Genomic DNA, 13773 nt, shown 5'->3' on the forward strand with positions numbered 1-13773 from the left:
TTTCACCACTCTTTTCTGAATTTGAGCAGTTTGACACTGCTTAGCGGTCGCTGCTTGAGTCAATCAATAGGACTTCTGTCATGCCTTATTTGGCGATTTTTACGGGCAATGCCCACCCAGAATTAGCAAAAACCGTAGCCGATCACCTTCATATACCTCTTGGTAAAGCTGACATCACGCGTTTTTCTGATGGCGAAATTGCCGTGGAAATCAAAGAACACGTACGTGGTAAAGATGTGTTTATCATGCAGCCTACTTGTGCACCGACCAACGACAACTTGATGGAAATCATGATGATGGCTGACGCTTTGCGTCGCTCTAGTGCTGGCCGTATCACGGCTGTTATGCCCTACTTCGGTTATGCCCGCCAAGACCGTCGCCCTCGTTCAGCTCGTGTACCTATTTCGGCCAAAGTCGTCGCTGACATGCTAAACATCGTTAGTATCGATCGCGTTATGACCGTTGATTTGCATTCAGATCAGATTCAAGGCTTCTTTGATATTCCAGTTGACAACATCTACGGTACGCCTGTACTACTCAACGACCTCAAAAAACAAGATTATGACAACATCATGGTGGTTTCACCTGACGTTGGTGGTGTGGTACGTGCGCGTGCGATGGCCAAGCAATTGGGTGATACCGACATGGCGATTATTGATAAACGCCGTGCCCGTGCCAATGAATCACAAGTGATGCATATCATCGGTGATGTTCGTGACCGTGATTGCGTGATCGTTGATGATATGGTCGATACTGCAGGCACATTATGTAAAGCGGCTGAAGCATTAAAAGCAAACGGTGCACGTCGCGTCTTAGCTTACATTACTCACCCTGTTCTATCAGGTAATGCGCTGAAAAACATCAGCGAATCTGCGCTAGACGAAGTCGTCGTTACCGATACAATTCCGTTATCGGCTGAAGCTAAAGCATGTAGCAAAATTCGTCAGGTCAGTATTGCCCCAATGCTTGCTGAAAGCTTACGTCGTATTAATAACGAAGAATCTATTAGCGCAATGTTTGATGCCTAATTTTAAACCGTTATTGCAGTGATTTTGATAGTAAGCACTGTGACCACGTAGCCTTAATAGCAAAAAATAGAGCGTTAAGTATCATTACTTGGCGCTTTTTTTTAGGTAAGCCTTTTGTCTAGGTCTTTATTATCACAACAAAACCACGTATAATGCGCGCCTGTGCCGACCATTTGTCTTATCTAAAGTGGTCGATATTACCAAAAGTGCTGATCACGCTGATAAGTAATGGCTTTTATGCTCACCATAATGACTTTTATGATCATTATGGTGATAAAAACCCTTGCTATGAGCGAATGGTTTAAGAGGCTGGTTGTTAGTTATTATTAATCATTAGCCATCTTAGCTATCATCACGTCTTAGTGGATCGGTCGCAAATCCACTTTTTATGACCAGACACTTTTTCATTCTTTTTATAGGATTATATCCATGAGCATTAACCATTTTGAGCTAAACGCAGTTGATCGTTCTGCTGAACAACAAGGTAAAGGTGCGAGCCGCCGCCTACGTAAGCAGAATCTAGTTCCTGCTATTATTTATGGTGGCAACGAAGAGCCTACCTCTATCTCTATCAAAATCAATGAGTTGGTAAAATCGCTTGAATTTGAAGCGTTCTTCTCACACATTTTGACCATCAATGTTGACGGCGTAGAGCATCAAGCTGTTATCAAAGATTTGCAACGTCACCCAGCTAAAGGCTTCCCAATGCATGCTGACTTCCAGCGCATTGTGAAAGGTCAAAAAATCCACATGAATGTTCCTGTGCATTTCACTGGTCGTGAAGATGCGCCTGGTACTGCTGCTGCTGGTGTACTATCAACGCTAGTATCTGACATCGAAATCATCTGCCTACCATCACTACTTCCTGAGTATCTAGAAGTAGACGTATCTGGTATGGAAATCGGTGATTTGTTCCGTCTATCAGACATCAAACTTCCTGAAGGCGTTGTCATTCATGAGCTTGAGCTAGAAGACGGCCATGACCGTACTATCGTTAACATGCAGCCACCAACGGTTGAAGAAGTTGACGAAGATGCAGCTGACGTTGATGCAGCTGACGTACCAGCCACTGAGCAAGATGCTGACGGCGAAACTGAAGACAAGAAAGACGGCGAGTAATAAACCACCACTATGTAGCGACTTATCGTATGCTACGTAGAAAAGGTTTGTTTAGTTAGAAAAACAGCAGGTGATGAATATCTCCTGCTGTTTTTGTCCGTAAGGTTTGAAAATTAGGACAACTTTTATGTAGGCTAAATATTATAGAGTCGTCTTACTTTTCAAACCTTATCACTCATTTATTAAATTTAAGCAGGGTGTTTTTATGGCCATAAAACTTATTGTCGGTCTTGGTAATCCCGGTCAGCAGTATATGTTTACGCGTCATAATGCAGGATTTTGGTTCGTCCATCATTTAGCGCAGCAGTTTAATATCACGCTCGCCCCTGACAAAAAATTTCATGGAGTAACAGGACGCGGGCAAATTCATGGGCATGACGTACGTCTATTGATGCCGCTGACTTTTATGAATAAATCTGGTCAGTCGGTGGTACCCATGATCAATTTTTATGGCATCCACAATGATGAATTGTTGATCGCTCATGATGAGCTCGATATTCCCGCTGGTAGTATCAAGCTCAAAACCGATGGTGGTCATGGTGGTCATAATGGTCTGCGTGATATCACCCCGCATATCGGTAATGATTTTCATCGCCTACGTGTGGGTATCGGCCACCCTGGTCACAAATCTAAAGTCAGTGGGCATGTCCTTTCTAAAGCGTCTCCCGATGAGCAAATTGCCATTGATAGCGCATTGACTGCTGCCTTTGAGGCCTTGCCATTACTGCTAGGTGGTGATGTCGAAAAAGCACGTTCACAAATTAATGGCTTTAAATTACCCGAATAATATAGTGGTGCTATTATAATGGCCTTTTATTTTGGCAGTTCTGTCCCCATTAACCTTTTGATTTAGTTATTTAATATCAGTTACGCTAAGGAAGCAACCTATGCTACTTAATATGCTTAAATGCAAATTACACCGTGCTCGCGTTACCCATGCCGAGCTTCATTATGAAGGCTCATGTGGTATCGATGGTGATCTGTTAGATCTTGCTGGTCTACGTGAAAATGAATCTATCGATATCTATAATGTGACCAATGGCAAGCGCTTTCGCACCTACGCTATTCGTGCTGAAGCAGGCTCTGGTATTATCTCGCTAAATGGTGCTGCGGCGCATATGGCAGATTTGGGTGATATCGTCATCATTTGTGCTTATGCGCATTTTGATGAAGTTGAAGCCTCGACCTATCAGCCAAAACTGGTCTATTGTAATGAAGACAACACCGTAAAAGACACGGCAAATATCATTCCAGTACAAGTGGCTTAAGAAAATTACTTCAAATTTTGTTACATAAAGTATGGGTAAATACGTCATCATACAGTTGCTGTTGTTGTCAAAATCCCATTAAAATACTTGTACTTATATCGAAGCTGAATCCAGATTGTGATTCAGCTTTTTTTTATGCCATTTTTATATGATGTAAGCTTATTCAACACCCGATATCTATTTTTTATCCCTAACGAAGGAGTTATCTACATGTGGTTGGCAGTCATTGCAATTTTGATTGGTCTAGCAATTTTGGTTTGGAGCGCTGATGTTTTTATTGATGGAGCGACCGCTTTAGCCATTAAGTTACGCATGCCAAGTTTTTTGATTGGCGTGATCATATTGGGGGTAGGCACATCCGCACCTGAGATGGTCGTCTCCGTGTTGGCCGCACTAGAAGGCAGCCCTGAGCTGGCATTAGGTAATGCTTATGGCTCTAATATCATCAATATTGCTTTGGTATTGGGTGCAACCGTATTGATTAGCCCTATTATCATTCATAAAGGTGTCATAAAGCGCGATCTACCGATACTGGTAGTGATTACCGCATTGGCAGCATGGCAACTGCGTGACGGGCTGCTGAGCTTAACTGACGGGTTAGTATTATTAGGAATGCTAGTGCTCGTCTTAGGGATTCAAATCGTGCTGAGCTTACGCGAAGGCAAATCAAATGACGCCGATGCTATTACAGAAAGTTTGAGCGACACAGAGCACAATCATCCTAGCTTGATGCGTGGGTTAGGCAGTTTACTGATTGGCTTGTCAATGCTGGTGGCAAGCTCGCAAGCCATTGTCTGGGGTGCGGTAGAGTTGGCAACGTTTTGGGGCTTAAGCGAGCTAATTATCGGCTTGACCATCGTTGCGGTTGGTACATCGCTGCCTGAATTGGTCGCCAGCTTATCAGCAGCGCGTAAAGGCGAGCACGACATGGCGTTGGGCAATATCATTGGCTCTAATATCTTTAATACCTTAGGCGTCGTTGGTCTGGCCGCCCTCATCGCCCCTATCACTGCCAATCCGATTATCTTATCGCGTGATATTTTAGCGATGGGGTTGATCACTCTATTACTCGTGGTATTGTGTGTTTTTGCCTTTATGACCAAGCGTCCATTTGGTCGTATATCTGGCGCGACCTTAGTTATGTTTTTCGTCGGCTATACTTTATGGCTGATGCAGACAGCCAACATGTAACGCTTAAAGTGTGTTGACAGACTATGGCGATGATAATGCGGTTTATTTTCCTTGCTTGCGGTTTCTAATGACCCGCCATAGTCCTTCCTTCTCTGTTTTTGGCATTTTTAACGTGATGGTATTGGATAGCATATCTTGCACCGCGAGACCACGCGGGTTGAAGAAGCAAAAAGCATAATTAAAGATGAAGCCCAAAAAAGCACTGGTTAATAAGATAGCCCGCGAGCCATCGATGACACTACCAATGATGCCAAATATGAGTGGCATGATAAAGGCGGCTAAAATGCGCTTAAAGGACTGACCCCACGTCAGTAAATGACCGCTATTATTGACCGTTTTTAAGCGCCACGTCTGCATACCTAACGTCTGCCCACCGCGACGCCAAAATATCCCGTAGAACCCCACCAGCGTCAGTATAAAAGACGGCGTCATAATAAAGTTTTGATACCATGTCGGCAGCGACTGCGCTTGTGAGGACTCGCTACCCGTCTCCATAGTCATAAGTGTGCCAATCACCGTCAGCAAAGTCCCTACCAAAAATAACAACGCTAAAATCAACATCCCATCATAAAGGATCGCTGCCATACGAGTGCTAGGTTTGGCAATCGTTGGTTCTTCAATTTCAGGGGCGCGAGGCATGGAGGTTTTTGGTGGCAATTTGGCTTTATTAGCCGCTTTTGACGACGATTTTGACATGATACAAGCCCATAGCAAGCGAAAAATAGAGCGCTCATTGTACCGTAATTCAGGCGCTTATCGTATATTATGATGAGAGAAGACGTCAGATGCAAAAGACTGTTTATTCAAATTTAGAGGGAGGATGACAAGTAGGACATGGCTTTATAATATAAATAGTGGCTTTATGAATAGTAGTTTTATAAAAACTGTAGACATAAAAAAACCGCCAAATTGTCATAAGACAGGCGATTATTTTAATGTTTCTTTAACTGGGTTAAAGAATTGATAATGCAAATGGTGCGCTTGGAGAGATTCGAACTCCCGACCCCTTAGTTCGTAGCCAAGTGCTCTATCCAACTGAGCTACAAGCGCGTACTTTGCACATCATTCACTACGCAGTAAATAACTTTGTAGTAAATTAGGTTGGTCATTATATAGATAATATCGCTTGTGTCAACATCTTTATTCATTAAAATCAAATTGCTTTTTAAATGATAAAAAATAAACCACTACTTTTTGCGATACTACTCTAAAAACAACACTATAAATGGAGGTGAAGGAGGGATTCGAACCCTCGATACGCGCAAACGTATGGTTCCTTAGCAGGGAACTGGTTTCAGCCACTCACCCACTTCACCAAACGATGTAAGACTTTTTAAGTTCTAAAAAATAGTATTATTGCTGATAATACGTCTTATCCCGTGGGCGAGTATTATAGCAAAGCCAAAACGAATTGCAAGCGTTGTCTACAGATTTAATGCGATTTTTATCATATTTATTTGTTTACATCGCCTTATACCCTCTTGAACGACCAAATTACCAGAATAATCAGTAAAAACGAGGTTTAGAGCAGTCGGCCTGATCTGATACCATTCACAAAAATTAGAGTAGCAAGGAAAACGAGTGTAAGTGCTACGCATTGTAGACTAAACAAGTTTGACACAGCTAATCGTACTTTTTGGGTTTGGTATGCGTTGTTATTGGTTGGTGGATTGACCGTCTATACACAATCTCTAACCTGCTATGGCTTTTTTAGTAGTGGGTGTCTATAGTATTTGTTACTCATTTTAGATTATGTCAAAGGAAGTATTATGCGACCAGTAGTACTGTGTTTTTCAGGATTGGATCCCTCAGGCGGTGCTGGATTACAAGCAGACATCGAAGCCATTGGTCAAGCAGGTGGTCATGCTGCCATTGCTTGTACGGCCATTACCATACAAAGCTCGCAGCAAGTTTTCGGTTTTGAAGCTTGTAGCGCTGAATTAGTCAGAAATCAAGCTATGGCAGTGCTCGATGATTTGCCAGTAAAGGTGATCAAATCGGGCATGCTCGGCACTACTGATAATATAAAAATGATGACTAGATTATTCGCTAATAAAGTTATCAAGAAACACACCTCTTTTGTACTGGATCCAGTATTGGTTGCCAATAGTGGTGGTAGCTTAGGTGACGAGCAGACGTTGGTCGCCGCTTTCAAGAAGCTGCTGCCCTATGCCACTCTGATTACCCCAAACACTCATGAACTGCGAGCCTTGAGTGGTGAGCAAGACTTGCATACAGCTGCGAAAAAACTGTGCGCACAAGGGTGTTATGCCGTATTGGTCAAAACCTCACACGATTTTGATAGCGGTGATATCGAGCAATATCTATATATACAAGGTGATATGGTGCATAAAAGCACTTTACCACGCCTAACAGGTGAATTTCATGGCTCTGGCTGCTCGCTGGCTAGCTTTATCGCTGGACGGTTGGCGATGGGAGACGTGCTTATCGATGCGGTCAAGGCAGCCGATAGCTGGATTACACAAACCCTGCGTGCGGCTGATGCTCCGCATCCTGATGATGACCAAGCCCAATTGATACCCAATCGTTTTATAGACTTTCAGAATAATCTATAAACGATAAATAAAAAAAGACGCTCTATATTAATAGAGCGTCTTTTTTAGCGAATCTTTTCTTAGCTTTCTGTCTTTACTTTACTAGCCCAACATCGGCATAAAGCTCGCTGCCAAACCACCAATGAGCATTTCGAGCAAAATAAAAGCAAAAAAGGCGACCATGGGTGACAAGTCAAGCATGCCTAAGTTTGGTGTGATACGGCGAAAGGGCGCTAAAATTGGCTCAGCCAAATTAATGATGATGCCAATAATAGGATGCTCAGATTTAGTAAACACGACAATCCAGCTCACAATAATAGAGCCGATGACCAAATAGCGACACATGCGTAAAAAGTCTAATATCAAGCTGATGGTACCCGTAAAAAATAGCGGGACAGGTGCGATGCCTTTATGGGTCAACGCGGCTTTACCAGAGATATCAATCAGGCGTATCAAAAACATCAGCACGATGGCGGCAATACTGATACGACCTTGCCCGACAGTTGGGAAAATACGCCCAAACACATCGACGATATGGGTCGCTTTGTAAGCCGGAGCAATCATCGGATTGCTGGCATCCATCCCTGCAAACTGCAGCATAAAACGGATGAAGACCAACATCATAGCGAAGGTGGTGACCAAATCAAAAATTTGAAATAACAGGTTGTTCATGAATTGCTACTCAATGGGCTTGTACGCTAATAACAACAAAATTAATAAAAGACGAATAATCGAGACCAGTATTAACCATTTATGATGACAGCCACTCTCAAAGTGACTGGTTTATCCGGTGGCTATTGGTATTATTTCATCTCTTCGCTAAGCGCTTGGCTACGGTCATAACAAGCTTGCATGGCTTCACCGATTTGACGACCAATCTCATTGGCTTGCATCGATTCTACTGCAGCCTGAGTCGTACCGTTCGGTGACGTGACTTTGCGGCGTAGCTCAGCAGGTGCATCATCACTATCCATCGCCATTTTTGCCGCGCCTAGCATGGTTTGCATGGCCAATGCTGAGGCTTGTTCTTTATCTAAACCTAAAGCAACTGCCCCATCGACCATCGATTCGATGATATAAAACATATATGCTGGCGCTGACCCTGACACGGCTGTGACTGCATGCATATGCTCTTCCTCATCAACCCACATGACCAGACCCGACGCTTCCATCACCGCGGTTGCTAACTGCTTTTGTTCCGCAGAGATATCATCCGTACCATACAGACCGGTCGCACCCATCTGAATCATAGCAGGTGTATTTGGCATCGCGCGCACGATGTTACTATAGCCACCTAGCATGCCTGACAAAATATCCGTCGATAAACCTGCCGCGACCGAAATTACCAATTGCTTGTCTAACACATCGGCAAAAGCGCTCACGACCGGTTTCATCACTTGCGGTTTTACTGCCAATACCACAATGTCAGCATCGATAATAGCAGCAGTTGCATCTACAGTGGGGTCAACCGTATTCAACCCTTTAGCAGCCAGTTGCTCTCGAGCCTCGCTACTAGGATCAGCAACAGTAATTAAACTCGGTTTGATACCGCAGCTCACAAGCCCGCTAATCAAAGCCTGTGCCATATTTCCGCCGCCGATGAAGCTGATTTTCTTATTATCTAATACTGACATACATGTCTCCTACTCAAAAAATTCAAAGGTAATCAAAGTAACATAATGGCATTTAAAATGACACTCAGTTTACCATACTGCTACTACGACCGTTTGATAAATTCAAAGTACCCGTTATGCTCGTTATGCTGTCGCGCCTAATGCTATCGTTACATTAGAATGAACTCAGTAAGTATTCAGACTCTCTTATTTAGGCTGAGATTACTCTCAATATATTTTGCCAACTGATTGTCGTCGAAATGAATACCTGAATGATCACTCCCTAGCACCCAACTTTCAAATGGCGATACTAGCAATAACGGCAATTCTTCATCTGTATGAATACACATTACACTAACCACTATTAAACTCTCACGCAACCATGATGGAATGCCCAACGTTTGATACAGTTTTTTTCCTGATTGTGGGCGCGATGCCAATGCAGTCTGTAAGCGCTGCTTGCGATCTAATGCTGTTATCTTCATTACTGTCTGTAACGCATGCTCATCTTCCGTATTGTCTAATAACTGTGCCAATGCTTGAGGTGATATCTGCAACTGCCAAGTAAAGTCGGTGCTCGTCCTTAAATGAATCGGTGCCAAATTATTCTCAGATAAGCCATTGCTAGAAATGTTGGACAGATTGGTAAGGGCTAATATTTGGGTTTGTTCATTAAGCGGCATGTTAAGCCATGCCAACCAATCATTGCTTAGACGATAAAGCTGCTGACGATACCGTCGAATGATATACGCATGCGTGCGACCTTGCCAAAAAAGTTCCGTTTGGTGATCATTATCATCACGTTGGCTTAGATGTAGTACATCATCGACTAGCTGCTTGGCGGGCGGTAATGGCTCATCTTGACCGAGCCAATAGTGCAATAGTTGCCGCTGCCGATAAATGGGTAGCTTTTGCAACGCATCAATATTTAGCACACGTTGTGCGGGTGGTAGCTGTAAAGAGTGAATAGCTGTGCGATGCATGTCTTTTGCTGATTGAGCGCTGACAGTCGCTTGTGCATCGCTTAGTAACTGCGCGCTACGAGCAATGTTGTCAATGACGTTGGGATTATATTTTGTCAGTGCTGGCATAACATCACGGCGCAGTCCACTCCGCACATTATCCCCCGCATCATTGGTCGGGTCGTCGATATAGGGCAATTTCAAGCGTTGGGCATAAGTGCTGATACTGGCACGCTGGACGGTCAGCCAAGGTCGCCATAAGACCATGCGATGCGCGTTCTGTGTCTGTATACGCCATGGCTGCATACCCGACAGCCCATTCACCCCAGCGCCCTGAATGAGTCGCATTAGCACCGTTTCTGCTTGGTCATCGGCATGATGCGCTAATAGCAACACATCATCTTGATTGAGTTGCGCTCGCATGACACCGTAGCGTGCTAGCCGTGCCGCCTGCTCATCATGACCGTCCACTTGCGCATGTAAAATTTGACACGGTACTTTTTGAGCCGCTGCCCAATCAGCCACATGTTTCGCCCAAGCATCACTATCCGCTTGCAAACCATGATTCACATGCAGTAATTGCGGTAAAAATGGCAATTTACCTTGGTGATAGAGTTGCACACACAATGCCGCTAATGCTAAGGAATCGCGCCCGCCACTACAAGCCAGCCAAAGTCGTCGACCATGCAGCTGCTCACCGTACTCAGCCAAACTGGTCAATAACGCCTCAGCCAAATGAGTATCAATTGGCAACTCAGCTATTGGCTCAATGTGATATGGAAGGATTGCACTGCTGGTCATAATTCATCTTATTTATTGAGTTGCTATAGTCGGTTCAGTATAATTTGGATACAAGGAAGGCGAGTGAAAGTACTACAAGTAGTAGACTAAGCAAGCTTGACACCGTATCCAATTTATAGAGGATTGACTATATAGTCAAAATATCCTAGAAACGCGACGGTATTGCTGATATCAATTTTTTGTAGCCTCTGTCTGCGCAGGCACAGCAAGCAAGAAAAATTGATATCAGCAGTGCGTCATGTATCGATATTACTTTGCACTGACTATATATACATTATTAATGCAGAAGTTAGTTGGCACAAAAAAACGCGCCATAGAATGACGCGTTTTTATTTTAGCATTAAGACTGAGTCTCTAATATGAAAAGCGCAAGATTAGAGACGCTAAATGTTAAATCATTTTTATGCTAAACAACTAACAAGGCAACATCACTTCAGAGTTGAAAGTTTTCAGCTTCTCATAGCGCAGCTCACAACGCTCATGCGCATCTAAATCCTTAAGCTCATCTAACTGCTCAGCAATGAGTGCTTTCAATGCAGTCATGACTGGCTGTGGCTGAATATGAGCGCCTTCGCCCTCTTCGATGACGGCATCAATCAAGCCCATTTGATATAAATTAATCGCATTTAATTTTAAGGCTTCACTGGCATCTTGTGCTTTTTCAGCTGTTTTCCATAAGATAGAGGCACAGCCTTCCGGAGAGATAACTGAGTAAATGCTATTTTGCAGCATATTCACCTTATCACCCACACCAATCGCTAATGCACCACCTGAACCACCTTCGCCAATAATGGTCACGATAATCGGCACTTTTAAGCTAGAAAACACTGCGATGCTTTCGGCAATGGCTTGCGCTTGTCCACGCTCTTCTGCCCCAATACCAGGGTACGCGCCTTGAGTATCAACAAAGGTCATAACAGGAATATTAAAACGTTCCGCCATTTTTACCAAGCGAATGACTTTGCGATAACCTTCAGGATTGGCCATACCAAAGTTATGCGCGATACGCTCACGAGTACTGCGACCGCGATGTTGACCAATCACCATTACTGGCATACCGTCAAAGCGCGCAAGCCCGCCCAAGATGGCTTTATCGTCAGCAAACGCACGGTCGCCGTGCAGCTCATCAAATTCGGTAAACAGCTGATTAACATAGTCCATAAATAATGGACGCTTGGCGTGTCGTGCAAGCTGCACACTATCCCAGACAGTGCTCATAGACCTTTCCCTTTAATAATTATATTTAACAATAGCATCGTTATCGGTTTGTAGATAATAAAAGTACAGTTGTAAACTCAATAGAAGCTATAGTAGCACATCTTAAATGGCATGACATTACCCACAAAGCCGCTTTTGTTACGTTAATCTGTAGCTTACTCATCACAATAGTAACGACTCAATGCTAGCGCTCAGCACTTATGCCTCGACCACGCTTAACGTCACGCCCCACTTGGCAAACTGCTCGACCTCATTATGCAAATCTGATAATAAGAACGCATAATGCTCATTGTTATCGGTCACTATGATTTGCCAGCAGTTGATATCAATGACTTGAAGCTGCAGCGTTGGTAATTCGTTATCGCTACGACTGTGATGCGCGAGTACTGCTAACCGTAACAATAAGCATAGATAAACCAGCGAATCACCGCCAATAGTACAAGTCTGCTCTAACATATCCGACTTGAGCTTGCGACGATGATTGAGCATCAGCTGTGCCATACGCTTTTGATCTACTTGTGAAAACCCTGGAATATCAGAGTGTTCAAGCAAGTAAGCGCTGTGTTTGTGGTAGCTGCTATGGCTAATCGCCAATCCTATCTCATGTAAAAACGCCGCTCGCCTGAGCAAATCGCAATCGTCGCTACTGAGTGACAGCTTCGCCTTCACTTGCTCAAACAGATTACGACTGGTTTTTACCACTTGCTTGGCTTGTTTTTTATCCCCTGAATAGCGTTTAATCAGCGCGAGCACACTACGGTCACGCACATCTTCACTGGCAAAGCGCCCGAGCATGTCATACATGACGCCTTCGCGTAACGCGCCATCAGAATAGGTCATGGTCTCAATGCCCAACACTTTCATGACTGCGCGTAGCACTGCCACGCCTGCGGGGAAGACGGCCTTGCGATGCTCCTTAACCCCTTCAAGCTCAATATCATTGACATTGCCAATCTTAATCAATAATTTTTCTAGCTTTTTGACGCCTTTATAAGTAATGCGTTCTTGCTCATCCGCCCAGCCTTTAGAGACGAGGACGTTACGCACTGCTTTAATTGTGCCACTAGAGCCAATCACGCTGCTCCAGCCCGTCTTTTGATAGCGCCCGTTAATCGCCAATACTTCTTTGCGTGCGCCTGATATGGCATTGTTAAACGCTTCTTTGGTAATCTGCCCGTCATCAAAATATCTTTTGGTAAAGGCAACGCAGCCCATTTGTAAGCTTTCGGTCAATAGGGGGTCGAACTCTTGACCAATGATGAACTCGGTCGAACCACCGCCGATATCGACGACCAAACGCTTATCACTACTGGCATTGGTGTGTGACACGCCCAAATAAATCAAACGTGCCTCTTCTCGTCCAGCGATGATTTCAATCGGCTTGGGTAAGATTTTATTGGCACGGGTAATAAAGTCATTCGCATTCTTAGCTTGGCGCAAGGCATTGGTCGCCACCACACGGATGCGCTCGGCAGGCACCGAATCGAGGCGAGCCACAAACCGACTTAAGCACTCAAGGCCGCGCTGCTCAGCTGCCGCTTCCAAGATATTATTTTTATCCAATCCTGCCGCCAACTGCACCTTTTCAGACATGGAAACCACTTTTCGTACCTCACCATGATCGAGACGCGCAATGGCCAAATGAAAGCTGTTCGAACCAATATCAATGGCTGCCATCATTTCATCTTCGGCGATTGGTGGGTTTGCTAGATAGTCATTAGGCATAGGAGATATCGTTACCGTGTTAGATAAAAAAGATAGGATATTTGCTGAAATATAAGAAAATTGCTCTATGAATAGCTTATATCACTGAACGAATCACAGCGAGTTTCGCCATTAAAGCATTTATGCCAAACACTGGCAAGTAAGACGCACACTTGGCTAAAGCCCCACACCAGCACAGACAAGTAGAGCACATTTGGCGCTTGTGTTAATCAAGGTGATTTGCTACATTAAAAACCATAAATATTATAATAAAGAACAAGCACTTACTTATCCATTCTAATTTTCTATTAAAC

The 13773-nt window shown here is 44.0% G+C and carries 12 protein-coding genes and 2 tRNA genes; 6 read left to right on the plus strand and 8 right to left on the minus strand.

Annotated features, from left to right (window positions below; all coding sequences use genetic code 11):
• The first annotated feature begins 80 nt into the window (after positions 1-80).
• The 5 genes from RH96_RS00730 (at position 81) to RH96_RS00750 (ending at position 4606) form a co-directional block, all read left to right on the plus strand.
• Positions 81-1028 (plus strand): ribose-phosphate pyrophosphokinase, encoded by a 948-nt coding sequence (locus tag RH96_RS00730; protein ID WP_010196062.1) that lies wholly within the window; start codon positions 81-83, stop codon positions 1026-1028.
• Between the two features lie 429 nt (positions 1029-1457).
• Entirely contained in the window at positions 1458-2147 is a 690-nt protein-coding gene (locus RH96_RS00735; protein WP_010196063.1) for a 50S ribosomal protein L25/general stress protein Ctc, read from the plus strand.
• Positions 2148-2352: 205 nt separating this feature from the next.
• Complete coding sequence (pth, locus tag RH96_RS00740) at positions 2353-2934, plus strand: aminoacyl-tRNA hydrolase (protein ID WP_010196065.1); 582 nt, start codon at positions 2353-2355, stop codon at positions 2932-2934.
• A gap of 100 nt (positions 2935-3034) precedes the next feature.
• A complete protein-coding gene (panD, locus tag RH96_RS00745) occupies positions 3035-3415 on the plus strand; it encodes an aspartate 1-decarboxylase (protein WP_010196068.1) in 381 nt (126 codons plus the stop codon).
• Between the two features lie 210 nt (positions 3416-3625).
• The gene (locus RH96_RS00750) at positions 3626-4606 is read left to right on the plus strand and encodes a calcium/sodium antiporter (protein ID WP_010196070.1); all 981 of its coding nucleotides are present in this window, start codon (positions 3626-3628) and stop codon (positions 4604-4606) included.
• A 42-nt stretch (positions 4607-4648) separates the two neighbouring features.
• Here RH96_RS00750 and RH96_RS00755 read toward each other — a convergent pair whose 3' ends face one another.
• The 3 genes from RH96_RS00755 to RH96_RS00765 all read right to left on the minus strand — a co-directional run bounded on the left by RH96_RS00755 (position 4649) and on the right by RH96_RS00765 (position 5922).
• Positions 4649-5302: an RDD family protein gene (locus RH96_RS00755; RefSeq protein ID WP_010196071.1), complete on the minus strand. Its 654-nt coding sequence runs from the start codon at positions 5300-5302 to the stop codon at positions 4649-4651.
• A gap of 277 nt (positions 5303-5579) precedes the next feature.
• Positions 5580-5656: transfer RNA gene (locus RH96_RS00760), tRNA-Arg, on the minus strand.
• 176 nt (positions 5657-5832) lie between these two features.
• A tRNA-Ser gene (locus tag RH96_RS00765) sits at positions 5833-5922 on the minus strand.
• Between the two features lie 453 nt (positions 5923-6375).
• On the opposite strand from RH96_RS00765, the gene RH96_RS00770 reads away from it, so the two are divergent.
• The gene (locus tag RH96_RS00770; RefSeq protein ID WP_010196073.1) at positions 6376-7182 is read left to right on the plus strand and encodes a hydroxymethylpyrimidine/phosphomethylpyrimidine kinase; all 807 of its coding nucleotides are present in this window, start codon (positions 6376-6378) and stop codon (positions 7180-7182) included.
• Between the two features lie 81 nt (positions 7183-7263).
• Here the strand turns inward: RH96_RS00770 and RH96_RS00775 are convergent, their stop codons facing one another.
• The 5 genes from RH96_RS00775 to ppx form a co-directional block, all read right to left on the minus strand.
• The gene (locus RH96_RS00775; RefSeq protein ID WP_010196074.1) at positions 7264-7833 is read right to left on the minus strand and encodes a YggT family protein; all 570 of its coding nucleotides are present in this window, start codon (positions 7831-7833) and stop codon (positions 7264-7266) included.
• 131 nt (positions 7834-7964) lie between these two features.
• Positions 7965-8795: a pyrroline-5-carboxylate reductase gene (gene proC, locus RH96_RS00780; RefSeq protein ID WP_010196076.1), complete on the minus strand. Its 831-nt coding sequence runs from the start codon at positions 8793-8795 to the stop codon at positions 7965-7967.
• Positions 8796-8971: 176 nt separating this feature from the next.
• A complete protein-coding gene (gene tilS, locus RH96_RS00785; RefSeq protein WP_010196079.1) occupies positions 8972-10537 on the minus strand; it encodes a tRNA lysidine(34) synthetase TilS in 1566 nt (521 codons plus the stop codon).
• A gap of 414 nt (positions 10538-10951) precedes the next feature.
• Positions 10952-11755, minus strand: coding sequence for an acetyl-CoA carboxylase carboxyltransferase subunit alpha (locus RH96_RS00790; RefSeq protein ID WP_010196080.1), 804 nt, complete (start codon positions 11753-11755; stop codon positions 10952-10954).
• A gap of 198 nt (positions 11756-11953) precedes the next feature.
• Entirely contained in the window at positions 11954-13480 is a 1527-nt protein-coding gene (gene ppx, locus RH96_RS00795) for an exopolyphosphatase (protein ID WP_010196081.1), read from the minus strand.
• Positions 13481-13773 lie beyond the last annotated feature (293 nt).

Origin of the sequence: Psychrobacter sp. PAMC 21119 (genome assembly GCF_000247495.1) — a bacterium.
GTDB classification, from domain to species: Bacteria; Pseudomonadota; Gammaproteobacteria; order Pseudomonadales; family Moraxellaceae; genus Psychrobacter; species Psychrobacter glaciei.